Origin of the sequence: Halococcus sediminicola (genome assembly GCF_000755245.1) — an archaeon.
Taxonomy (GTDB): Archaea; Halobacteriota; Halobacteria; order Halobacteriales; family Halococcaceae; genus Halococcus; species Halococcus sediminicola.
The window spans coordinates 1-22,817 of record NZ_BBMP01000025.1 but is presented as its reverse complement, the minus strand read 5'-3'; the positions used below and the strand labels follow the sequence as shown (position 1 = coordinate 22,817).

15 protein-coding genes and 8 pseudogenes are annotated in these 22,817 nt (G+C 58.5%); 15 read left to right on the top strand and 8 right to left on the bottom strand.

The genetic code is table 11. The annotated features are described in order from the left end of the window. Positions 1 to 26 precede the first annotated feature (26 nt). The 5 genes from tbsP (at position 27) to ACP97_RS15950 (ending at position 4,475) form a co-directional block, all read left to right on the top strand. A complete protein-coding gene (gene tbsP / locus ACP97_RS15975; protein WP_049998839.1) occupies positions 27 to 857 on the top strand; it encodes a transcriptional regulator TbsP in 831 nt (276 codons plus the stop codon). A gap of 734 nt (positions 858 to 1,591) precedes the next feature. Further along, positions 1,592 to 2,305, top strand: coding sequence for a twin-arginine translocation signal domain-containing protein (locus ACP97_RS15970; protein WP_049998838.1), 714 nt, complete (start codon positions 1,592 to 1,594; stop codon positions 2,303 to 2,305). A 717-nt stretch (positions 2,306 to 3,022) separates the two neighbouring features. Continuing rightward, complete coding sequence (locus ACP97_RS15960) at positions 3,023 to 3,289, top strand: hypothetical protein (protein ID WP_049998837.1); 267 nt, start codon at positions 3,023 to 3,025, stop codon at positions 3,287 to 3,289. A gap of 227 nt (positions 3,290 to 3,516) precedes the next feature. Continuing rightward, on the top strand, positions 3,517 to 3,912 hold the full coding sequence (locus ACP97_RS15955) for a hypothetical protein (protein ID WP_049998836.1): 396 nt from the start codon (positions 3,517 to 3,519) through the stop codon (positions 3,910 to 3,912). 2 nt (positions 3,913 to 3,914) lie between these two features. Further along, on the top strand, positions 3,915 to 4,475 hold the full coding sequence (locus tag ACP97_RS15950) for a hypothetical protein (protein ID WP_049998835.1): 561 nt from the start codon (positions 3,915 to 3,917) through the stop codon (positions 4,473 to 4,475). 417 nt (positions 4,476 to 4,892) lie between these two features. Here the strand turns inward: ACP97_RS15950 and ACP97_RS15945 are convergent, their stop codons facing one another. The 3 genes and pseudogenes from ACP97_RS15945 to ACP97_RS21310 form a co-directional block, all read right to left on the bottom strand. Continuing rightward, entirely contained in the window at positions 4,893 to 5,138 is a 246-nt protein-coding gene (locus tag ACP97_RS15945) for a hypothetical protein (RefSeq protein WP_049998834.1), read from the bottom strand. 92 nt (positions 5,139 to 5,230) lie between these two features. Next, a pseudogene (locus ACP97_RS15940) lies at positions 5,231 to 5,595 on the bottom strand (IS4 family transposase); the annotation flags it as partial. A 96-nt stretch (positions 5,596 to 5,691) separates the two neighbouring features. After that, positions 5,692 to 5,961: pseudogene (locus ACP97_RS21310) on the bottom strand (RNA polymerase subunit sigma-70); the annotation flags it as partial. 177 nt (positions 5,962 to 6,138) lie between these two features. On the opposite strand from ACP97_RS21310, the gene ACP97_RS15930 reads away from it, so the two are divergent. From ACP97_RS15930 to ACP97_RS15910, 5 genes and pseudogenes are all read left to right on the top strand, one after another. Beyond that, the gene (locus tag ACP97_RS15930; RefSeq protein ID WP_049998832.1) at positions 6,139 to 7,308 is read left to right on the top strand and encodes a PstS family phosphate ABC transporter substrate-binding protein; all 1,170 of its coding nucleotides are present in this window, start codon (positions 6,139 to 6,141) and stop codon (positions 7,306 to 7,308) included. A 93-nt stretch (positions 7,309 to 7,401) separates the two neighbouring features. Next, positions 7,402 to 8,442 (top strand): phosphate ABC transporter permease subunit PstC, encoded by a 1,041-nt coding sequence (pstC, locus tag ACP97_RS15925; protein WP_394297711.1) that lies wholly within the window; start codon positions 7,402 to 7,404, stop codon positions 8,440 to 8,442. Continuing rightward, positions 8,439 to 10,031 (top strand): phosphate ABC transporter permease PstA, encoded by a 1,593-nt coding sequence (pstA, locus tag ACP97_RS15920; RefSeq protein ID WP_049998830.1) that lies wholly within the window; start codon positions 8,439 to 8,441, stop codon positions 10,029 to 10,031. Before pstC ends, pstA begins: the two co-directional genes overlap by 4 nt. A gap of 25 nt (positions 10,032 to 10,056) precedes the next feature. After that, positions 10,057 to 10,971: a phosphate ABC transporter ATP-binding protein PstB gene (pstB, locus tag ACP97_RS15915; protein WP_049998829.1), complete on the top strand. Its 915-nt coding sequence runs from the start codon at positions 10,057 to 10,059 to the stop codon at positions 10,969 to 10,971. 349 nt (positions 10,972 to 11,320) lie between these two features. Then, positions 11,321 to 12,319: pseudogene (locus ACP97_RS15910) on the top strand (IS110 family transposase). Positions 12,320 to 12,556: 237 nt separating this feature from the next. Here the strand turns inward: ACP97_RS15910 and ACP97_RS15905 are convergent. After that, positions 12,557 to 14,278 (bottom strand): ammonium transporter, encoded by a 1,722-nt coding sequence (locus tag ACP97_RS15905; RefSeq protein WP_049998828.1) that lies wholly within the window; start codon positions 14,276 to 14,278, stop codon positions 12,557 to 12,559. 334 nt (positions 14,279 to 14,612) lie between these two features. Next, positions 14,613 to 15,740 (bottom strand): annotated as a pseudogene (locus ACP97_RS19350) (IS630 family transposase). Between the two features lie 84 nt (positions 15,741 to 15,824). Between ACP97_RS19350 and ACP97_RS15895 the strand changes: the two are divergent. Then, positions 15,825 to 16,820 (top strand): annotated as a pseudogene (locus ACP97_RS15895) (ISH3 family transposase); the annotation flags it as partial. Between the two features lie 3 nt (positions 16,821 to 16,823). Here the strand turns inward: ACP97_RS15895 and ACP97_RS19345 are convergent. Then, positions 16,824 to 17,843, bottom strand: a pseudogene (locus ACP97_RS19345) (IS630 family transposase). Positions 17,844 to 17,888: 45 nt separating this feature from the next. Between ACP97_RS19345 and ACP97_RS19340 the strand changes: the two are divergent. The 3 genes and pseudogenes from ACP97_RS19340 to ACP97_RS15875 form a co-directional block, all read left to right on the top strand. Continuing rightward, positions 17,889 to 18,068: pseudogene (locus ACP97_RS19340) on the top strand (ISH3 family transposase); the annotation flags it as partial. Positions 18,069 to 18,322: 254 nt separating this feature from the next. Then, the gene (locus ACP97_RS15880; RefSeq protein ID WP_049998826.1) at positions 18,323 to 20,263 is read left to right on the top strand and encodes an OPT family oligopeptide transporter; all 1,941 of its coding nucleotides are present in this window, start codon (positions 18,323 to 18,325) and stop codon (positions 20,261 to 20,263) included. Positions 20,264 to 20,268: 5 nt separating this feature from the next. Further along, the gene (locus ACP97_RS15875; protein ID WP_049998825.1) at positions 20,269 to 20,619 is read left to right on the top strand and encodes a PqqD family protein; all 351 of its coding nucleotides are present in this window, start codon (positions 20,269 to 20,271) and stop codon (positions 20,617 to 20,619) included. 397 nt (positions 20,620 to 21,016) lie between these two features. Here ACP97_RS15875 and ACP97_RS15870 read toward each other — a convergent pair whose 3' ends face one another. Both ACP97_RS15870 and ACP97_RS21305 read right to left on the bottom strand, forming a co-directional pair. Then, positions 21,017 to 22,357: an IS4 family transposase gene (locus ACP97_RS15870; protein WP_237561214.1), complete on the bottom strand. Its 1,341-nt coding sequence runs from the start codon at positions 22,355 to 22,357 to the stop codon at positions 21,017 to 21,019. A 76-nt stretch (positions 22,358 to 22,433) separates the two neighbouring features. Next, positions 22,434 to 22,508, bottom strand: a pseudogene (locus ACP97_RS21305) (QacE family quaternary ammonium compound efflux SMR transporter); the annotation flags it as partial. A gap of 83 nt (positions 22,509 to 22,591) precedes the next feature. Here ACP97_RS21305 and ACP97_RS19335 point away from each other — a divergent pair. Continuing rightward, the coding region (locus tag ACP97_RS19335; protein ID WP_161782639.1) for a TrmB family transcriptional regulator at positions 22,592 to 22,817 on the top strand (226 nt) is incomplete at its 3' end.

Genomic DNA, 22,817 nt, shown 5'->3' with positions numbered 1-22,817 from the left:
ATAGCTTCACCGCTTACTGATACTGTATGACCACAGCATCACACAGCATAGAGACGTCCGTTAGTAAGAGTCTTCGCGCCCTTCTCGATGGAGAGGTTGGGGAGATTCTCGCGGTCAACTTCAGCGAACAGGCAACGAGTGGGCTCGTCGAGGTACTCTCCGAGAGTGAAGAGTCACCGGAAGTACGCTTGCTCGTTAGAGAAGACGTGCTGAAATGGCTCCGGGAGGATTTCGTGCTGGCGAGCACGGCAGCGGAGTTGATCGAAGCAGAGATGCTCGAAATACGGGCCGCCACAGAGGAGTTAGAGAATACGCTGTTAGTGACCGACGAGACGGTGGTATCGGTTGTCACATCGGAAGGACTCGTCGGTGCACTCGGGACTGACGATGCGGAGTTCGTCGAGGCGGCCCGCGAGCGCTGGTACAGCGCGTGGGAGAGCAGCGAGGAGTTCGATTTGCGGACGCCAGCGCGCTCGCGTGTCGAGCAGTCGCTTGGCGAGGAGTTCGGCTCAGAGGTCGAATCGGACTTCCGGGTGGTACTGGACTCGCTCGGGAGTACGCGCGATGAGACCGTTCTGGACGAGGTAGGGGTGAGTTTACTCGTGGCAGCCAGACATGAGAAGATGTTGTACGACATTTCGAAATGGGGCGAGGACACCGGCGTGGCGAGCAAGGCGACGTTTTCGCGGACGAAAACCCGCCTCGAAGAGCGAGGGTTGATTGAGACCGAGAAAGTGCCGATCGACGTTGGGCGGCCACGGTTGCGCTTGCTGGTGGGCGATGATCGGCTGCGTGAAGCGGATATCGACGAGTTGCCGAGTGTGGTGCGGGAGCTACCTTCGGCGGTTCCGGCCTAACGGGTATGTATCGAGTGGCTCTTCGAGGGTAGCTCTCTCATTTCTATCGACGAAAGCCCACAGAGCGCGTTGTGCGCGAGCAGGACGTGACAGTGAGGGCTTCCGTGGGTACGTGGTCAGGCTTTGGCTGGCCCTTCGGGCCGGGATTCCTCGGTGGTGCTGTCGCGGTGGCTGTTCCCCATTCGGGCTCTCGTCCGTCTTCGTGTTGCTTGATGTGGGTTGAGGATACAGGACATATCACGCAAGGGGGATTTTCTGTTTTTTCTCGCTGTGTTTGTGTCTGATATGCTTCTTTAGTGGCTTGTAGCCTGTAGAGCCGATTTCGAATGTTCGATGACAAAATGGACAGCGCTGGTAGACGGTCATCGTGTAAGAGTAGAGCACTGGAGCAACTTGCGGGTGTTGCTTATGTTCTGGATCGTGATGGACGATTTCAGAGAGTAATGCACAACAACCGTTGCGCTCGCTGTCGATCCGGCGTCCACAGGTTTTGTACCTCTCTCCTGAGAACGATATCGTCTGATGTCAGCTCATGCTCATTCCGAATCAAGCACAATGTATTCTTCTATCATCACAGATTATACTAACCCTAAAGAGTGCTATGTCAACACAGGGGACAGAGATAATTATATATACTTCCGGAACGGCTATTGTAATAACCAAATCAGCCTTAACACAACTTGGGATTCATTTGGTTTCGCATGGGAATGAAGCCTGTGCAAGGAAAATCGACAATGGCAGACAACGCAGACACCCAATCCAGCAGCACCACTACCGAACCAACCACCTTCTTCAGCCGCCGCGGCGTCATGAAAGGAGCCGCCGGTGTCATTGGCGCAGGCGCGCTCGCCGGCATGGGCCTCTGGTACGGGACCCAGCCCGCCCTCGCCGCCAGCACCTATGAAGCAGGCGAGGATGGGAACGTCACCGTCACCACCAACGCCGGTGAGGTCATCGACGTCATGATCGCCCCCGTTGTCACGCTCAACTGGGACAACTTCGGTGGTGGTGTCGATGCGCTAGATCTAGCTGTCAGCGCGGATGTGAATGGAGATGCCAATACACCGCTCGATGTGAACCTCACGTCTGACAGTGGGTCGTTTGCATCTCCGGGTGTTGCGTCGATTCAGGGTGACGGTCCTGGAAACTACACTGGCTCGACTACGGTCACGTTCCCCGAAACCAGCATTATGGGCAACACCATCTCGAGCTCCTCGTTCCCGACCTCGGTCGCACAGGGCGCTTCCGAAACCCAGACCGTGGGCCTCTCGCTTGCTGCGAGCGGTGTTACCTCGATGGGCGGAACAAACGTCTCCGCCGAAGCAGCTACCCTCAGCTTCGATGTCACTGTTGAGAACCCCGATGGGACCATGACCGCAACCATCGACTCCTCGAACGCCGCCGCAACCGGCGCCGATTCGGCGGACGAAACCACCACGACGGTCTAAGCCACTTGGTTTCCACACTATCATGAGCCGATTTACATACATACTCAAAGCCTCCGGATTCGTTGGGTTAGTCGCTAGCTTCGCTGTCCAACTCACTATCGCATTACTTCGAGATCCAATCCTTCTCGATGGTGCACAGAGCGTGCCGGGATGGATGAGTGAACTCATCTTTCCCCTGCTTGGTGGGTCGCTCGCAGTGCTATTCTATGGAACAGTCTTGGACGAGGTGTTCCGAGGGTGGGTTGACCTCCTGACACTCGCCGCCCTTGGTGGCCAGTGGGGTGTTCCGATCGGAATCTACCTCGGTACAATCGTTGGGGCCGGAAGCCCAGCTGGTCTGCTAATCGTCGTTGGGTACGCCTTCCATACGCTCGCAGCACTCGCCGTTGCACTCACGTTTGTTCGTCGGGGCCGAGGCGGACGGAGGGATATTGCGAATTCACGACCCGCCGGACAATCGGTCGCTACGGATGACACCTGAGCCAGTGCTCAAGTGGGGTCGCGATCTCGGTCGCTCTCATATCTGGAAAACCGGTGACTGTGCTGTGCGAGCAATCCTCCTGTAATGAGATTCTGATTCCATATTGAATATAAACAAACAAAATTCCAGCCGTTTACTTTTGTAATTCGGTATCTAGAGGCGTATTTTCCCACAGTGTGGCTTTATACCAGCATTTCATAAAAGTATTCATGTGGTGAGGTTGGTGAGAGATAGGTATGGACGATCCGTTGCTGTTGAGGCCGGCAGTGCCTGCACTCTGGCAAAACTCTCGCACTCAGCGGTTGGTTGCTGGTTTCCTCGGAGTCACGGTGTTGTTCTCGACGGTTATAGTGTTCGGACGACCGTTTGGAGTCGATGGGCTGCTTTCCGTTTTCGTTGGGCTGACGCTCGTTGAGGTGTCGGTTTTCGGCGGTTCGGGGAGACAAGCTGTAGCAACAAGTCTTGGTGTGTACCTTGGGTTGGTGAGTGTATATTTTCTGTAACTCCTCGTTCGTCTCTTTCGCCTGCCAGCCACGGGTCCGTCACTGTCTCACGATTGGTAGCGAACGCGAGTGACCGGAGCGAGCGCGGGCTTCGAGGCGCTCATCAACGCTGTTGGTGAAGAAGTTGTCCAGCAGACGCTGCTCGATGCGGAGTGGTCATCATAGAATTCTCTCCTATCGACAATAGAGGGAGAACAGTTATCCATGTGTAGACTTTACACATGAATATGCCCGAAGAGAAAACACGGGTTGATTTCAACGCACCTGCTTCGATCGTCGAGCGGGCCGACAATGTCGCCGAGTTGCTCGACATCTCTCGCACTCGACTCCTTATCGATGCTCTCCAAGACGAACTCGACGAACTCATCAACGAAGAAGGATTCCGAGCTCATCTTCGAGACGCGTACTATGATGAGCGAATCGATTTTCAGACCGTGAAATCCGTTCTCGGGCAGGAGGAAGCGATGCGAATGAACCTCCTTCGAGCATCGATCGATAGGGAACCACCCGAACCCCAGCTGAAAGCGGAACTACCCACCGATGAAAAGTTCTACGACGGCGAGGTTCCTGTCTGGCAGTCTGAGGAGGCAGCCGACAACGAAGATGTCGAGTCAAGCGCCTAACAGTGGCTGACAGACCCATCAGTGTTGTCGATACCAATGTCCTGTTGAACCTTGCAACACCAGTTGTCGATGGAAGACCAGCGGCCCCCACTGGTGCCGACCCGCTCAAAGCATTGCTCGTCACTTATAACGTTCATGTGCCTGCGAGCGTCGTTGGTGAACTGAGTATGGCGACGGGGAGTGATGATCTGCTCTCGGCGGCCGCTAAGCTGGTGTTGAACGCGTCTCACCACCTGACGACACATGATGTCGATGCCAAAATCGACGAACCACTCGACTATGGGCTTGACCAAGGCGAATCAGATGGTATCTGGCTAGCGAACGATCTTGAGGCGGCGTTGTTCATTACCGATGAGTTCAACTCAACGAACTATCTGTTCGTTAGTCTGGCACTCGATGACCGCAATACGCTGTTTACAACGCCACACGTGCTCTGTAAGTTTGCATCGCAAGGGATTATTCCTCCTGAGTATGTCGATGCTGCCCTGAGTTACTATGGCGACACGAAACAGTGGGATGAACAGTACCTCAACCGGCTCCGTCACAAGTATTTGAGAGACTAACCGTAGCGATTAATGACCAATTCGTCGGCGAATAGCGTTGAAACGGATATCCCTGTTGTGTTTGGATTCCGTGATTTACTGGCTGAGAACGGATATCGAGCTTAACTCGAGCTTGGAGAGCTAAGCATAAGTAAGTCGATTGAAGTAATGTGTCAACCTAGTGGGTTTCTCAGCCATTCGCAAGGCAGAACGGTGCCAAATGGTCAATGTGGCGATGAACTATAGGATACGTCCTTCTTGGCATGTAGTAGCAAACGAATGAACACTGCAAGAATCACGAGGCGCGAGACGAACTCAAAAATTAGAACATTACCTGTCTTGTTGCAGCGGCGGCTGAGGCTGCCCTTAGTCGGCTTTTCTTGTGAATGCCGACATGCTACATGAGCGTAGGAAACTCCGATAGACGAGAGCACACGATCAGGACCGACATCTCGTGACACGTGGCGTCTCGCCATCAGAACTCCCGGTAGCCAGGTCCACGAATGGATGAATCTCGGGGTTCGGTTCGCCGGCTGCGATGATTCGCTCACGGAGTTGTTCTCGGAGGTCCTCGGCCACGCTACGGTAGTCCGCCCGACCAACGAGATTCACGGTCTCGGCCGGATCGGATGACAGATCGTAGAGATAGCGTTCGACGTAATAGTCACTAGCTTGTTCGCCCATCCCACCCCGCCAACCGTCGGTTATCGGTGCGGCAACCGAGTACTTCCAGCGGCGTGTGCGAATCGCATGACCAATCTCAGCCTCACTAGTCTCAGTACCTCACGAAACAACTCGAACTGTGGAGCGATCGTGTGGGGAACCGCGACCTCCTCGAGAGCGTGCTCGAGGAGGTCGCTCAACAATGCAGCGAGTGCTGGTGTAAACCGATCGTAGAAGCTGGAGCGAGCAACAGTCTGGTTGGTAGCGGCGGAGTAGGCGCGCTGAAATCCGGCGATAGTGCGGGCTTCGCCGTCGACGGCGAAGCCCACGATAAGCGTCCAGACGAGCATCGTAATGTCGATCGTCCGTTCGCGCTGGACGACATCGCGCTCGCGCGCGCGATGTCTTCGATAAGCGCTGCTGGAAAGAGAGAAGTCAGCCGCCGTCGAATGAGGTCCGGGGAGAGTTCGGATAGCACAATCTCTCCCCATGCGGCCTACAGCGATAACTTTATCAATAGGGCGCAGTCTCTTGGTTTCTCAGCTTAACCGAACACAGATGGTTCGCACGAACGCAACGTTTCCGAACGAGAGATGACTGGCCGCCCGTCGATGGCCTCTGGATCGATCTGCGCACGCGGTTCGAGAACGATTTGTAGCGCCCCATCGATTTCGTCGGGTGACTGGCGCTGTTAAGCTGTGGGAATCCCGAACCGTTCGAGGATAGCAATGAACAGCGGGTAGTCCGTTTCGTTGCGCGAGACTTGGTAGCCGCCTCGGGTCCAGACGTAGGCGGCGTCGATAGCATTGTAAGCGAACTCCATGCTGGCGAACTGAGGAAGGATTTTTGGTGTTGTAGTCCTTTCGCAGAATACTGATCTATTGCTCATTGAACTGGATCTACAATTGATTCCTCCTTCCGAACTCAGAATCATATGTATATATAGAAGAACATGGGTATTTAGGGTAAGATATATCAAAATTAGCAGCAACTATATATTCAGCAGCGGACGGTTCTGGTGATGACGCGAAAAACGACGCGACGCCGCGTTTTAGTGGGAGTCGGGGCCAGTACCACGATTGGAGCCGCCGGATGCTTGGGAGGAACCAGGAACACCGGCGGAAGCAGTAGCGCAGAAGATGGGAGCGCCGCGAGTGGGGATGGTGGAAACAGTACCAGTGGCGGTTCCCAGCAGGCAGCCAGCGAGCCGCTGACCGCCGACGGTTCTTCAACGGTGTATCCAATCACGAGCAACGGTGCGTCAGTCTGGAACTCGAACCCGCCGGCCGACGACGAGGAATACTGGGGACCGGACCAGTACGGTTTTAACACCAAAGAACGGATGGCGGATTTCTTCGCTGGCATCTACGGCTTCGAAGCGAGTAACGAGAGTCAGCCACCGTTTTCGGTCAACGTCGGTCTCAGCCACTCTGGCACTGGCATCGAGAAGCTCACGAACGGTCAGGTCGACATCGGTGATTCCAGCGCGCCGGTCCAAGATGAGCTGCCCGAGCGCAAGAGCTACGAGAACTTCACCGATCATGTGGTCGGCGTCGATGGCCAGCCGGTCGTCGTCAGCAAGCCAATCTACGACGCTGGCGTGACGAAGCTTACTGGCGACCGGCTGAAGGCTATCTACGAGGGTGAAATCACCGACTGGAAGAATGTTGATGGGTATTCTGGTCCGAGCAAAGAGATACAAGCTATTTGTCGCGCTGAAGGGTCTGGGACGGATACGGCGTTCCGCGCGAACCTCTTCGGCAGTCCCGACGCGCCTATCAAGTGCGACTCGCGCATCGGCCAAAACCAGCAGGTCCGCACGTCCGTACAACAGAGCGACAACGCCATCGCGTACATGGCGCTCGCGTTCGTCGGCGGACAGGCTCCTGCCGTCGCGCTCGAACTCGACGGAACGACCTACAAACTCGGGAAAAACCTCGGTGCGAAGGGCTACCCGCTCTCACGCGACCTGCACTGCTATACGTGGAAGGGGACTTCCAAGAAGGAGGCCGCCTTCATCAATATGCTGCTCACCGAGTACGGTCAGAAACAATTCGTCGAGGCGAACGACTACTTCACGCTCCCGCCCGAGCGCCGGGAAAAGCAGCGCAGCAAGCTCCCCAAGCCGGACAAACAGGTCAACTACGGTGCGAGCACGAACGCGAATCAGACGACCACACAGAGCAACTAACTTCGATTGAATCGGTCCGTCAGCGACTGACGTGACCCCTTCATCCATATGTCCTCCATAAATAACAAGGTGCCAAATCGAATCGCGCGCTCAATGAGGGCTATTGACCGAACGGTACTCTTTGTGGGGGCTGCGGGCGTGGTGTGTCTCCTCGGCGCGTTCGTCGGCTTTCTCGTCAAGTCGAGTCTGACGGCCGTGTTTCTGCTCGGCTTTCTCCTCACTGTCGGCTACGGCTGGTACGCCCGGCAAGCACTCACCGCGAAGAGCTTGACGTTCCTGGCGACGGTCTCGACGCTGCTCACGATGGGACTGATCATCGCGTTCATCCTGCGCGAGGCGCTGTCTGCTTTTCGGTACATGGGACTGGTCGACCTCCTCTCGTACACCGGCGAGCCGATGTGGCGAACCGGCGGCGAGCAGATCTACTCGCTCGTGCCCGCAATCGTCGGGACGGTCATCGAAACGCTACTCGCCGTGGCCATCGCCGGGCCGCTCGGCATCGCCGGTGCGCTGTTCATTAGCGAGGTCGCTCCGGGATGGTTGCGCGAGCTACTCAAACCCGGCATCGAGATTCTCGCGGGCATCCCCTCAATCGTGTTCGGTTATCTCGGGCTGGTCGTGCTCAACCCGTACTTTTCGTCGAGCAGTGCGTTCGGCCTGCCGGGGCTTGGCAGCCTGCTCGCTGTGGGCCTGGTCGTCGGCGTGATGGCGCTGCCCACAGTCGTATCGGTCGCCGAGGACGCGATTTCGAGCGTCCCCGAGTCGATGAAAAGCGGCTCGCTCGCGCTCGGGGCGACCGAGTGGCAGACGATGACCGGGATTACGATGCCGGCAGCTTTCTCGGGCATCTCCGCCGCCGTCCTGTTGGGTGTCGGCCGTGCCGTCGGCGAGACGATGGCCGCGACCGTGATTCTCGGCAACGTGACCGACTTACCGAACCCGTTTTTCGACGTCTTCGACAACACGGTCACGCTCACGAGCCTCATCGCCAGCCAATACGGCAACGCGAGCGGCCTGCACGTGAACGCGCTGTTCGCCGCCGGCGTCGTGTTGTTCGTCACCGTGATGGCCATCTCGGTGGTCTCACAGCTCATCGAGCTCCGGATGGTGCGCCGGCTCGGAGGTGAGCAATGAGCGAGTCCCATGAGACCGCGCTGGTGAACGGGCGAGGTTCCGCGTTCGAGCGAACTAGCGCCACCGTCGTCGGTCTCGGCGTCCTGACCTTCTTGTTCGCGATCGCGTCGATGTTCGACGTGACGGGGTTCGAAACCCAAATTTTGGGCATTGGACTGTTCACGTTCTTCTCCATCGTGTTGTGTGTGGCCGGCGGGGCCGTCATCGCTCTGGGTGTCGCCTCTCGACTGGGCGCAGTCGAAACGACACCCAGTGACACGGTGGGGCTTCCCGTCGGCGGCGTTTTCGGGATATTGGGTGGGGTGGCGGGCGGACTCATTGCCTCGCAGACGTTCGCCCTCGGGATTGCGGTCTGGCTCTCGATTTCGGTGCTCGCTGCCCTCGGGATGGTCGCCGTCACCGTACTCCCGCGCGAGGACATCGGTTCGACGGTTCCGGCCGGCGGCATCGCAATCGCCGTCGGTGCCGTGTTGCTCACTGGGGTCGTCGGCTCGGAGTGGTCGTGGGACCCCACAAACCTCGAAGCGACCTTCTATGCACCGCTCGTCGCGGGAGCGCTGGTGGCACTGTCGAGTCTGACCGTCACGTGGGCCGCCGCGAAAGCCAGTTCGGGTTTCGGCAGTCGGGGCCGACAGAACGGGGCGTACCTCTTGATGGGGCTGAACGCGCTGTCGATGGTCGCGATCATGGCCGCACTCGTCACGTTCGTCGTGATGAAGGGCGCTTCGAAGGTGTTGCAGGGTATCGAGAGCGGTCTCGGCGTCGGGCCGGCAATCTTCGGCGTGAGTCTCCCCATCGACTGGCCATTCGTGATGAACGTCTCGCAAGGCATCTACGTCGATGTTCCGGGCGTGCTGCCGGCAATCATGGGCACCGTCTGGATCGTCATCGGCACGATACTGTTCGCGGTGCCCCTCGGCGTCGGGGCGGCCGTGTTCCTCACCGAGTACGCCGAACAGGGCCGGTTCACCCGTACCGTGGAGGTCACGACCAATGGCCTCTGGAGCACGCCGAGCATCGTCTTTGGGCTATTTGGAGCCGCGTTCTTAGTCCCACGATTCGGCAACACAAACTCGTTGCTGTCGGGCATTCTCGTGCTCGGATTCATGTTGTTGCCACTGGTGCTCATCACGAGCCGCGAGGCACTCAAGAGCGTCCCCGATGAGTACCGCGGCGCGAGCGCCGCGCTCGGGGTGAGTCAGTGGCAGACTATCAGGAGTGTCGTGCTGCCGGCGGCGCTGCCCGGCGTCATCACGGGCGTCATTCTCGGGGTGGGTCGTATCGCGGGCGAGACCGCGCCGCTGTTGCTCGTGATGGCCGGCTCGCCATTTCCAAGCGACACGCCGGGCGTGTTCTCGGCGTTCGAGTTCAGCACAACGCCGCCGTTCGTGACCAACGACGCGCTTCTGACTGCTACGAGCGCGCTTCCCTACCAGCTGTACGCGACCATTACTGCCGGCGTCGGCGCGGCGGATGCGAAGGCGTTCGGCTGGGGGACAGCGCTTGTGCTGTTGTTGGTCGTACTGTCGTTCTATGCGGTCGGTATCGCGCTGCGCAAATACTTCAGAGGGAAACTCCATCATGAGTGAACAAAATAGCAATCAGGACCTCCGAATGGCCACAAACACCCGAACCACGACGGAATCCTCAGTAAGGAACAGAACAACGAGTGTCGAGACATTTGTCGGTGAAAGCGACGAACGGAGTCAAGACGAGTGGACCGACTACGACCTCGACAACGGGACGAAGTTCGCCGTCGACGACCTCGACGTCTTCTACGGCGACGAGCAGGCGCTCGAAGGGATCAGCCTCGACATTCCCGCAGAGAGCGTCACGGCGCTCATCGGCCCGTCGGGCTGCGGGAAATCGACGTTTCTTCGGTGTTTGAATCGGATGAACGACCGCATCAAGGCCGCGCGTGTCGAGGGCAGCGTCGCGCTCGATGGCCAGAAGATCTATGCGGACGACGTCGACCTCGTCGAGCTCAGAAAGCGCGTCGGGATGGTGTTCCAGCAGCCGAACCCGTTCCCCAAGTCCATCCGGAAGAACGTCTCGTACGGCCCGCGCAAACACGGCGACGTCGAGACCGGGCTGCTCGCGCGGCTGTTCGGCGACGACGCCGGCGACGAGGACGCACTCGTCGAGCACGCGCTCCGGCAGGCCGCCCTCTGGGAGGAGGTCGACGACCGGCTCGACGACAACGCGCTCGGACTCTCGGGTGGACAACAACAGCGTCTTTGCATCGCACGCTGTCTCGCCGTCGACCCCGAAGTCATTCTGATGGACGAACCCGCGAGCGCGCTCGACCCGATCGCGACCGCGAAGATCGAGGACCTCATCGAGGAGCTCGCCGACGACTACACCGTGGTCGTCGTCACCCACAACATGCAGCAGGCAGCGAGAATTTCGGACCAAACGGCGGTCTTCCTCACCGGCGGCGAGCTCGTCGAGTACGGCGACACCAACGAGATCTTCGAGAACCCCGAGAGCCAGCGCGTCGAGGACTACATCACCGGCAAGTTCGGGTAATGATAGGCAATACTTCATCGCCCGTTAGATCGGATGGTTGCCGACGCACAGAAGATCCATCAAGAGCGTCCGATCTTCCAAGAGTGGTTCGCTACCGCCGCTCAACCAACCGCTGGAGTTAGCTGACTCGATGAAAAATTCTGCTATCCCATGAGAGCGTGAAACAAGATATGGGACGCAAGAGACCGATGCGTTTTTCGTGCCATCGAGCACGTTTAGCTGACTGGTCCGAGTGCGTAGGAAGCCGAGTCTTGGGCAATACAACCCGGCTGCCGTGTGGCGCGGCAGCCGGGAAAGCCCGAATAGGTGAACCTCTGTTTCACGCACAGGCATCCCGGAGTGATTGCTTATGTATCTTGGAATAGACATCCACAAGCGGTACGCACAGGTGGCAGTAATGGGCGAAGCTGGTGAGATCGTCGAAGAGGTTCGCGTTGAGAACGCGAACCTCGATGAACTCGCCCAGCACTATGCTGGAGCTGAAGCCGCGATCGAGGCCACCAGCAACTACTACCACATCCACGATACGCTGTCGGAACATCTGGATGTGACTGTTGCCCACCCTAGCAAACTGACGCTGATCGCTAACACGGACAAGAAGACTGATCGCGTTGATGCCAAAGAGTTGTCACGGATGGTTCGGTTGGATTCAGTGCCGGAGAGCTACGTCCCCACCGACGAGATCAGGGAAGCCCGCGCACTCGTGCGCGGGCGACAGAAGTTGGTCGAGAACCGCACCGAGTACGCAAACAAGATTCACGGGTTACTGTCTGATCATGGAATCACCCAAGAGATCAAGCCCCTGAGTGTATCGGGACGAGAATCCCTACGGGACCTCTCGCTCCCGACGCCATGGAACACGTTGTTAGCGTCGTACTTGGAGATGATCGAGACGCTTACTGATGAGATCGAACGGCTCGAAGCTACTATCGAAGAACGCGCTGGGTCTCTGCCTGAGACCCAGCTGTTAATGACGATTCCCGGTGTGAGCTACTGCCCAGCGCTGATGATCTATGCGGAGGTGGGCGAGATAGACCGATTTGACCGGGACAAAGAAGTAGTGAGTTACGCTGGGTTGAATCCGGTGATCCGCGAGCCAGGCGACTCGCGGATCGAGGGCGGGATATCGAAGTGAGGCTCACGGCAGTTACGATGGATCCTTGTCCAGTGTGCGCGGACAGCCGTCCATACATGCGAAGATGAGTATCTGAGTCGGTTCTATGATCGGTTAGTGGGAAAGAAGGGTTCGCAGAAGGCAATCGTCGCAACTGGTCATAAGTTGCTGGTATCTATCTACCACATGCTTGACCGAGAGGAGGTGTATGACCCGCCAGGAGTAACTGCGTGAGCGACGCCTGAGCGGCGTCGCTCACTAACGGGGCGCTGCGGTCGGTGAGCAACTGGTCAATGAACTGAGATCACAGACAGCACCGCACAGCACCGACCGCATGCGGATAGACAGCACCACCTTCCGGCGGTTTTCCGTATCAAGCGCATCAGCAAGTGGTTTCCCGCAACAACTAACTGACGGCGGTGGTCTACTTAGCCAGCAGAATTTCCATAGGTAAAGACGAATGTTGTAGATCTATACAGCCTCTGTTCCACGAACGTCGTTTCGGATCTGTGCGGCGTCCTCGACCGGTGTGACGAATACTTTGCCGTCGCCGGGTTCGCCGGTCGCGGCGCGCTCGACGATTGCATCCACCACATCCTCGGCGGCGATGTCGGCCACCACGCATTCGACTTTGATCTTCTGGTGGAGGTCAACAGTGTATTCCTCGCCACGCCACTGGCCCTTCTTGACCGGCTGGCTTCCCCGGCCGGAGACGTTCGTCACAGTAAGCGAGGGCGCACCGACCTCCGCAAGCGCGCTCTTGACTGCACCTAATTTGTCGGGCCGGACGATAGCCGTCACCATCTTGATATCGCCCCCGTTCGGCGACCCACCATCAGTACGGAGTTCCTCGCCATCCGCCGCCGAGTAGACCCGCGTACCGCCGTCGGTGACCGGTCCCCCCGAGTCGCCGAAGCCGAATTCGGGGTAGGTATCAACGCCGTGTTCGGAACTGTCGAGACCGTCGCGTTCGTGCTCGGGCGCCACGCGAGCCTGCCCGAGTGCTTTCAGGCCACCGAAAATCGCCGCCGTAGCTGCCACGGTCCAGACGCCGATGACCGCAACGAGGGCGACCTGACCGACCAGTGCATCCACTGAGAACCCATCTACGGCGATGAACGGGAACAAGAGCGCACCGAGCACGCCCGCCGACCCGTGGACCGGGAAGACCGCACAGACGTCGTCGATTTTGAGGCGCTTTTCGACGAACTCGAAGACGAGCGGAAGCTGTGCGCCCGCGAGCAGCCCGGCTACGAGACCACCCCACCACGTGATGGCGTTCGTGGTTGCGGTAATCGCCACGAGTCCGGCAAGCATGCCGTTGGCGACGAATAGCGTATCAACCTTCTCGGTCTTGGCGAGCGAGACTGCGCCCGCCCCGAGTGCTCCGGCGGCCATCCCGAGGGTGGTCGTGAGCGCGACACGCCCGACGTCGCTGGCGAACGCACCGAGTGCGAGCACGTCGTTCTCGACGACGAACACCGTTGCAGCGGTGCCCACGTTGAAGCCATACCACCCAAAGCAGAGGATGAGAGTCCCTAGAACGGCGAAGGTCATCGAGTGGCCGGGGATTACGTTCACGCTCCCGTCGTCATTGAACCGGCCCATGCGCGGACCGAGTACCCACGCCGCGGTCAGCCCGGCGATACCGCCGAGTCCGTGGACGATCATCCCGCCGGCGAAGTCCTGATAGCCAGTACCCAACAAACCTGTGTCGGCGAGCAAGCCGCCGCCCCACGTAAAGCCCACGACGACGGGATAGATGACCGCCGCGAGCGCGATGGTGTAGGTGACGTACGCACGGAGCTTACACCGACCCGCGACTGCCCCGCTCACGATGGTCGCGGCGGTCATCGCAAAAACCGCGCCGAACAGCCAGCTAATCCATCCATCAGAGCCACCACCGATGTAACCGAACGCACCGCCAATCCCAGCCGGACCAGTGAGTCCGGCAGTAAGGTTGGCGATACCCTGCCCGAGCAGAAAGAAGGCAATCACGCCGATCGACCACGTGAGCATGTTCTTGGTGAGCTGGTTGGCGACGTTTTTCGCTCTAACCTGTCCGGCCTCCAGCATGGCGAAGCCCGCATGCATGAAGAAAATCAAGAACGTCACCGTTAGGACCCATACGTTGTTGACGCCGCTGGCCAGCGTCTTGAGATCGGTTCCCGACTGCAAGAACACGTCTATCATTTGTATCTCACCTCGCAATATCTGACGCTATCTATACACCATTCGTCCACATTTTCATAATTTTCGCCCGCATTTGTCGTCTGTTCCACGCGAAAGAGTCACAATATGGTAGCACATAAACCCTCGGTTTACAAAAGTGGATATTTTGGGCATTAAATAGATGTACGTTTGATTTGTGGTAGAATATTAATGCTATAAGGACGTATTTCGGCCGGAAATCTCGTTTTTGTGCAGGCAGAAGTGGGCATTTGTACACCCCGAAACCGGCTGGAATCCGGATTTGGGCGTCACACGCGGTCATCGATCGCACAAGTCAGATCTACCTAGTGTCTTGTCAGTCATCAAATGAAGGGTATAGTCGCTTCAGTTTGATGCGAGCATCGTCGGTCGTGAACCGCCAATCAATGTCGGTATCAGCGCTGTTTCGTTCCTTTTTCCACGCGGCGACCTCCTGACGGAGCGTCGCCGCGTCGGGGATGCGTCTGTCGAGACACTGCTGCTGGAGCGTATTGAACTCGATCTCCGCCATGTTGAGCCAGCTTCCATGTACCGGCGTGAAGTAAAATTCGAGCTTGTCGAGCAAGCGACGTGCTTCGGCTGGTTCGAAATACTCGTAGAAGGCTGCCGGATTGTGCGTGTTGAGGTTGTCTAGCACCACCCGGATGCAGTCCGCATCCGGGTAGTGCTGATCAACGGGGTGCTGGATGAAATGTACCCAGTCTTCGGTAGTTCAGCGGTCTTTGACCCTGACCGCTCGCCAGCTGGCGAGCGGTTCGGAGGCCAGAAACAGGTTCTTGGTGCCGTTACGCTCGTACTGGTAGTCTTCACGGGCAACCGTGCCCGGCTCAACCGGGCACGGTTGCCCGACCTGCTTGAGTAGCTGTTTGGGATGCTCGTCGAAACAAACAAGAGGCCGGTCTGGGTCGTATGGTTCGCGGTAGAGCGAGAGGACGTCCTCCATGTGGTAGATGAACTCGGTGTTCTGCTCCGGCGGGATCACCCATTGTTTGGATCGGTGAGGCTGTAGCTCGTTTTTTAGGACTTGGCGAACGGTTTCGTAGGAGACCGATTCGTGCTCGATCTCTTCGAGAACAACGAGTTCGTCGGCGAGAAGGCGAAGCGACCAGCGAGCGCGCCCGTCGGGCGGCTCGCTGGTCGCGAGGGCGATGAGATGAGCTTCGTCTTCGCCATCGAGTTTGCGTTCGTATTCACGGTCGGGGTTGCGGCGATGAATCGCCGCAATCCCTCGGTCAGCGTAGCGTTTGCGTGCGTGGTAGGGAGTTGATTCGCCACACTCAAGCGCGCGACTGATGCTGAAATCAGTCGCGCCGTCGTCAGCTTTGAGTAAAATCCGTGCTCTCGTGATGTCTTCGGCTCTATGAATGCCGCTGGAGACGAATGATTCGAGTTCATCGCGCTCATCCTTGGAGAGATCGACGACATGCTTTTTTTTTCGTGTCATCGACATCCTCGGTAGTTCCCAATCGAGTTGAGAGGCGGAGCTAACGCATCGGTCTGATTGGAGCAGATGTCTGGTTGAGTGAATGTGCTACAGCTACCCCAACCAGACGGATTCCTTTCGGCGTGGGATGTCAAAGGTGTAGCGGCGGATGTGATCGGAGAGCTTCCTCTGCCAGGGATCGAGGGCTCGCCCCTCGATCCTGGCGACATCTGGTCCGTCGTTATACTTGCCAGCACCAATCAGAGCTCCGTTCGAGAGGTTTGTGCCGAGAACCACGAGGCTCCCTGCGACGATACTGTCTTCGACTGGCTCCATACGCTTGATCGAGGCTGGCTCGAATTCGCCGCTAACCTCCTGTTCATGCAGTTGGCCATGACGATCCTCGACCGCTCAGGGTCGAGGATCGTCTCCATCGATTTCGTCGATAACCCCTATCACGGCACCTACAGCGACGAGATAGGCGAACTCTGTCGAATGAGCCCTAAAGATGGTACCACGACCTGCCACCGATACTGCACCGCCTACCTCGTCTCGAACGGCAAACCGATCACGCTCGCGATGACGTACGTCCGCAGCGACGAGAAGCAAGCCGACGCGGTCGAGCGCGTCCTCGACCGCGTCGAGGCCTATCCCTTCGAAATCGAGCTGTTGTTGGCTGATTCCGGCTTCTACAACGAGCGCATCATCCGCCGCTCACGCGAGATTGCTGCGACAGTCGTGCCGGTCGCCGAGAAAGGCGACCGGCTCGAAGAGAAACTCGAGACGCACAAATCGTACATGACGACCTACCGGATGTACAAAGACAGCGAGCGGGAACTACGCTTCCCGCTCGCGGTTTCAGTTTCGTATCAGAACGGCAATCGCGGCAAGCATGGTGAAGTGGTCCGAGGGTACGCGGCGTGCGATCTGGACGATCGCACGCCTGCACAGGTCGAACACTGCTACCGAAAGCGATCGGCGATCGAATCCAGCTATCGGTTGTTTCGGAGCGCACGAGCGGTAACGTCGACGCAAGACCCGATCGTGCGGTTTGCGTTCGTGGTGGTGAGCTTCCTCCTTGAAAACTTATGGCTGGTGCTATACTCAGAGACAGAGGTATTGATAGACACCTGGTGGACTAATCGATTCGAGTGCTGTCCAGACTGCTGATCGGATTTTGGCACAACTGCCGCAGTAGCGGTTTGCTAAGGCGAGTTGAGTCGTCGCCAGTATTCTTCGGTTGGATTCAGATCCGGCGATCCAGTCGGGAAATACACCAACTCTATCGGCTCATCGGCGGCGAAGTCCTTCACCGCCCCAGCGGTGAAGTACGTCGCCTGGTCCAGCAGTACGACCAGCTTCTCGCCGAACTCCGCTTGGAGATGCTCCAGAAAGCGGATCGTCACCTCACCGGTGAACGATCCGCCACACTCCAGCACCGTCGTCTCACCGTACTCAGTGACTGCTCCCAGCAGGTTCACTCCCTCGCGAGAGGCCGACACGCCCACGGTCGGCCTCTCGCCAACCGGATACCATGCCGCGTAGAGATCCGCTCCAACCGTTTTCGCGTCTGGTCGATCGTGACGACCGTGGCGTCCTCGTCACGGCGGCCTACTTTTTTTCGACCGTCTCTTCGAACTCCTCGCGTTCGGCTTCACTGGCAGAGGCAGGCTCCGGCCGGGGTCTCTTCGGTGAGACCCCGGCCTTGTGCATGAGTCGGCGAGTGTGACGACGGGAGAAAGCGATATCGAACCCCTTGATGAGGTAGTGCTGGGCGAGAGCTGTACTCCACGCTGGGTCGTCGTATCCAGCTTCTTCAGGCGGTTCATGGAGTACAGTAGTGAACCGTTCGAACTGGTCGTCGCTAAGTTCGGAAGGTCGCCCGGGACGAGATTTATCGTAGAGCGCGGCGTCGAAGCCGCGCTCTTCGAAGCGGTTCAACCAGTTGTAGACGGTCTGGTGGTGCCAGCCGTACTTGTCTTCGATTGTTTCTGGCGAAAGTCCCTCTAAGTACTCGCGGGCAGCGGTAAGGCGCTTGATCGCCTTCGGATCAGCCTCGTCCGCGAGTTGCTCGCGGACTCGTTCTTTCGTCAAACCGGAAATCTTGTTTCCGGATTTCGTCATGCTCTGGCTTGCTGCTGGAGGTTATCGAAACTTCCGGCCGAGAGTATACGATGGGCGGTCGTCGCCCGCCCTCGCCGGGGCGGGCGCGACCTGCCCGAGGAGTTCACGTTCTCGGTGTTTTGCGACTGGATCCGACATGCTCTGGAGCAGGAGTTGGAGCGGCGGTGGAAGATCGAGATGAACGGAGTCGGCGTGCCGGATGCGTACACCGCGGCCGCGGGCTGAGCCAGCCCGCGGCCTCAGGGTGCCCTTCGTGAGCACCAGCTGTCAGCTGGGTTCGTGAGAAATCGGTGCTGTGGGTCGTTGAGTACACAGCAGCGCTTCTGAACTCCAGTGAACCGGTCCACTACTACGTTCACCTCGACAGCTCACCGGTTCAGAGGAGATGGTGAGATTTCAATTGGGAACTACCGACACTGCGATAGAGGGGAAAACGTAATGTTTTCCCAATTCTGGAAAGTAGTCGATTATACTTTTATATGGTATCCGAGCGTGGCAAATCCACGGAGACGACAGCGGTTGACCCGTATGTTGCGGCCGACACCAGCATGGCCGAACTCACAGTGAAGGCGGTCCTACTCGGACTCTTGCTCAACGTCGTACTGATGGCGGCAAACGCCTATCTCGGGCTGCGTGCCGGGCTGACGATCAGTGCCTCTATCCCGGCGGCGGTCATCAGTATGGGGCTGTTTTACAGTCTCTCGCGTATCGGCATCCAGGGGACAATCCTAGAGAACAACATTGTCCAGACGATGACGTCGGCCGGCTCGTCGCTGACCGCCGGCGTGATCTTCTCGCTCGCCGGCGTCGCCTTCCTCGGCGAGTCGATCGATGTCGTGACCACCGCGGTGGTATCGCTGCTCGGCGGGATCCTCGGCGTGCTGTTCATGATCCCGATGCGACGCTACCTCATCGTCGAACAGCACCAAGAGCTCCCCTATCCCGAGGGGACCGCGTGTGCGGACGTGCTCCAAGCGGGCGAACACGGCGGGCGCGGAGTCCGGTTCGTCTCGGTCGGGTTCGTCGTGGGCGCGGTCTACACGGCGCTCGCGAACATCTGGGGCGTGATTCAGACGACGATTCAGGGGGCGTTCTCGGTGACCAACACTCGAGGGTTCGCGCTCGGCGGGGACTTCACCCCCGCGCTCATCGGCGTCGGCTACATCATCGGGCCGCGCATCGCGGCGTACATCCTCGGTGGCGGCCTAGTCTCGTGGATGATGCTGATCCCGCTGCTCGTCACCGGCGGGATGGTGCCGCCCGATGCGGTCGGCGGGACGCTGTTCGAGCAGGCGAACGCTGTCTGGAGCAGCTACATCCGCTACGTCGGCGCGGGCGCAATGATCGTCGGCGGGCTGTACGCGATCGCCTCGATGCGCTCAACGATCTTCGACGCTATCCGGTTGGCGAGTGCGGAGTTCAGCGAGGGGCTCAACGGGAACACGGATTACAAACGCACCGCTCGCGACCTCCCGATGGCGATCGTCGTCGTCGGCGCGGCCATCGTCGCAATCTTGCTTGTTGTCATTCCCCAGGTCCGCGTCGGGCTGTTGGGGGCGGTCATCGCAGTGCTCGCGGCGTTCCTGTTCGTCGCGGTCTCCTCGTATCTCGTCGGCATCGTCGGGAGTTCGTCGAACCCCGTCTCGGGAATGACCGTCGCGACGATCCTGATCGCCGCGGTCGTGCTCCGCTCTATCGGCGTTTCGGACCCAGTCGTCGTGCTCGTCACGGGATCGGTCGTGGCCATCGCGGCTGCAGTCGCTGGCGACACCTCACAAGACCTCAAGACCGGCTATCTGCTCGGCGCGACACCGCGAAAACAGCAGATTGCCCAACTCGTCGGAATCGGACTATCGGCGCTGTTCGCTGGCGGGATTATCGTCTTCTTTAACCAAGCCTACGGGCTCGGTAGTCAGACCCTCCCCGCGCCCCAGGCCGGGCTCATGGCGTTGATCGCCGAGAGCGTCCTCAACGGGACCGCGAATTGGGGGATGGTGCTGATTGGCGCGACGTTTGCGGTCATCCTCATTATGATGGACGTTCCGGTGTTGCCGTTCGCGGTCGGAATGTATCTCCCGATCAGCCTGGCGACGCCGATCTTCCTCGGCGGCGTGTTGAAGGCAGTCGTCACTCGCTACGTCGAGCGGACGGGCGACGAGGCGGCGACCGAACGGGCCACCCTTAACGGTCGTATCGTGGCCGCGGGCCTGATTGCCGGTGAAGCGATCATGGGCATCGTCGTCGGCGCGATCCGCATTCTCGGTGTCGGTTCCGGTGGCGAGATCCCGTTCCCAGTCGGCATCAGCAACCAGTTCTCGCTGTGGCTCGGCGTCGCCGCCGTCGGCGGACTGCTCACGTTCATCGCCGCGAGCACGATTCGCGGGGCGAAAGATACGGGCGATACGGAGGAGCTATACTGAGCGCCATGTCGGGCCAGTCTCAAAGCGTGACCCCAATCCGGACGACCGAGGATTGGAACTGTGAACACGTCGATGGTAACCCCAGCGTGACGATCCAGCGGCCGCGCCGGCCGCGGAACCGCGTCGACAAGTTGTTCTTTGACTTGTTCGACACACCGACCGAACGCGAACTTGAACTCGATTCGGTCGGCAGTGTCGTCTGGTGTCACTGCGACGGCGAGACCACGGTGGCCGAGCTCGCCGACGAACTCGCCGCGACCGTCCCCGAAGAGCGCATCGAGCCCGTCGGCGACACCCTGTCGTACTTTTTGGCACAGCTGGCAGAGCTCGATCTGATTCGGTACTCGGACGCCTGATAAGGATCGTTGTGAGCCATTTCGGTATGTCGCCGACACGGGATCGGCGACATACTGATCTCAACTCTCACGGGAGTCTCACAATCCCATTTCTCCTCTTGGATCAATACACTCCCCCTCTCATTGGCCGTGACAACCATCTTGACTAGTTCACCGCCGCTTGTGGACTCAATATCGAAGATACAGCTGAACCCCATCCGTTCTAGGCTAATCCCATCGTGATCGAGACGAATTGGTCTGAACTCCGCTCTTCGATGAGAAATTCGGAACGCCTGTTGGCGATATTCACCGATGAAGACGTATTCAGGAGCGCTCATCGGCGTGAGCGCTCCAAAATCTTCGATGAACCCGAGTGCTGTAGCTGGGGAACCTCACGAATCCGGCGCGTCGCGCCGGATTACGCGAGATCAGCGGCGAACGGTTCGTGCTGCACCTCGTCGAGCAACGAGATGCGGTGCGCGTTCGGATTCAACGCATCGTTGAGCAGTGATTTGACCAACTTCGGCGGTTCGTAGCCGAGTCGCTTGGCGACTCGGCGGAGAATCCGGTCACTTCGCCGACCGAACGCCCGTGCCCACCGCTCCCGAGGAAGAAGCGACGACGCTTCAACGTCGTCGCTGTCGTCATCCTGCTGTTCCTCGATGATCTCGATGAACAGCTCTCTCAGAGTGCGGCTTACCACCAACGAAAGCAGCCCGATCAAGATCAACGCTTCCACTACCTCCGGTTTTCCCGAGTTGAGCTCGTCGAGTCCATACGTGGTCTTGAGTTCCCGAAATAGAAGCTCCACCTCCCAGCGCGCCTGATAGAGCTTCGCTATATCAGCCGCGCAGTAATTTTCTGCGGGCAGATTCGTGATGTAGAGGTGGTAGCGCTCCTCCTCGTCGTTCCAAACGCCGACGACACGGAATGTCTCAACGGCACGGCTCCGCGTGCCGTTGTAGATGCGACGTTTGAACCCCACTTCACCGTCGACGTCGATGACGTCGCGGTGAAGATCGTCGAGGATATTCTGCACCTGCTTGCCTTCGAGGGAAATGGCGTCGCCACGCCATTTCCTGAGTTCAGCCGTTATTTCCGGGTTTGCGTTGGGTTTGAGCCGCGTGAGGAACCAGCCGCCGTTGGTGTCGATCAGGTCCATCGTCCGGTAATCGAAGTAGGCCTGATCGAACAGCAGCAACGCGTTCTCTACCCACGGTCCAGTGGAGAGTTGCGTGAACTCGTGCGTGCGCGCGTCAGTGATGCTGAATTCAGCCGGGAGGCCGCTACTAACGGCTTCGACCACGTGGAGCTTCGCTCCAGCGTGGTCGTCGCCATAGCCGGGAAACGTCTCGAATAACGACTGATACAGCGTAATGACGGTCATATCGGCGATGAAGACCTCACGGAACTGCTCGAAGCGACCCTGAAGACGGTCATTCTCGTGTTCGAGGTCCTCCAGCGCGCGCTGGAGGACCTCTCGAAGGAACTCACAGAGAGAAGGCATGAACCACTCGTGGAAGGAGGAGTATTCGAGCGACCCGCCGAAGGTGTCGATGTACTCCTGCCGGAACTCTTCGAGAGTTCTGTAGTTGCCAGAGAGGAAGCCAATAGCGAGCGACCAGAAAAGAGCGTCAGCTTTCAGTTTCCCGCTCTCGCGTTGGATCAGCCCGGTTGCGCGAGCAAGCTCGCGCAGCCGGGTGTTCGGAAACGTCTTCACCAACCGTTCCTCGATTACCGAATCCGGTGGAAGCTGCATACACTTCCCACCGGCCTCTCAGAGCGCTAACGGCTGGCGTTCTTCGCCTGCTTCCGAGTTAGCCTAGAACGGATGCCTCGGAGAGTTTGAGGGCAGTTGTCCCGATTAGTTCGGAGAGTATTGCACCAGCGAGCAGCATGTACGGATGCATATCGCTATATCCCGAAGTCTTCGATATACGCCTATTGAAACAAAACGGCACTTACAATTCGTTTGGGTGCCCAACAACAATTGATGACGGTACTGGGCGAACTTGGGCTCTCAAGTTACGAGGAGAAGGTTTATCGGACGCTTCTGGTCACCGGATCAGTAACCGCGGCTGAGCTCTCCGATACAAGTGGTGTTCCAAAAGGCCGTATTTACGACGTGGTGAACGGACTCGAGGCTCGAAATCTGATTTGGCGGCAGTCAAGTGATCCAAACCGGTATGCTGCCGTACAGCCAGAATCCGTCGTCGACC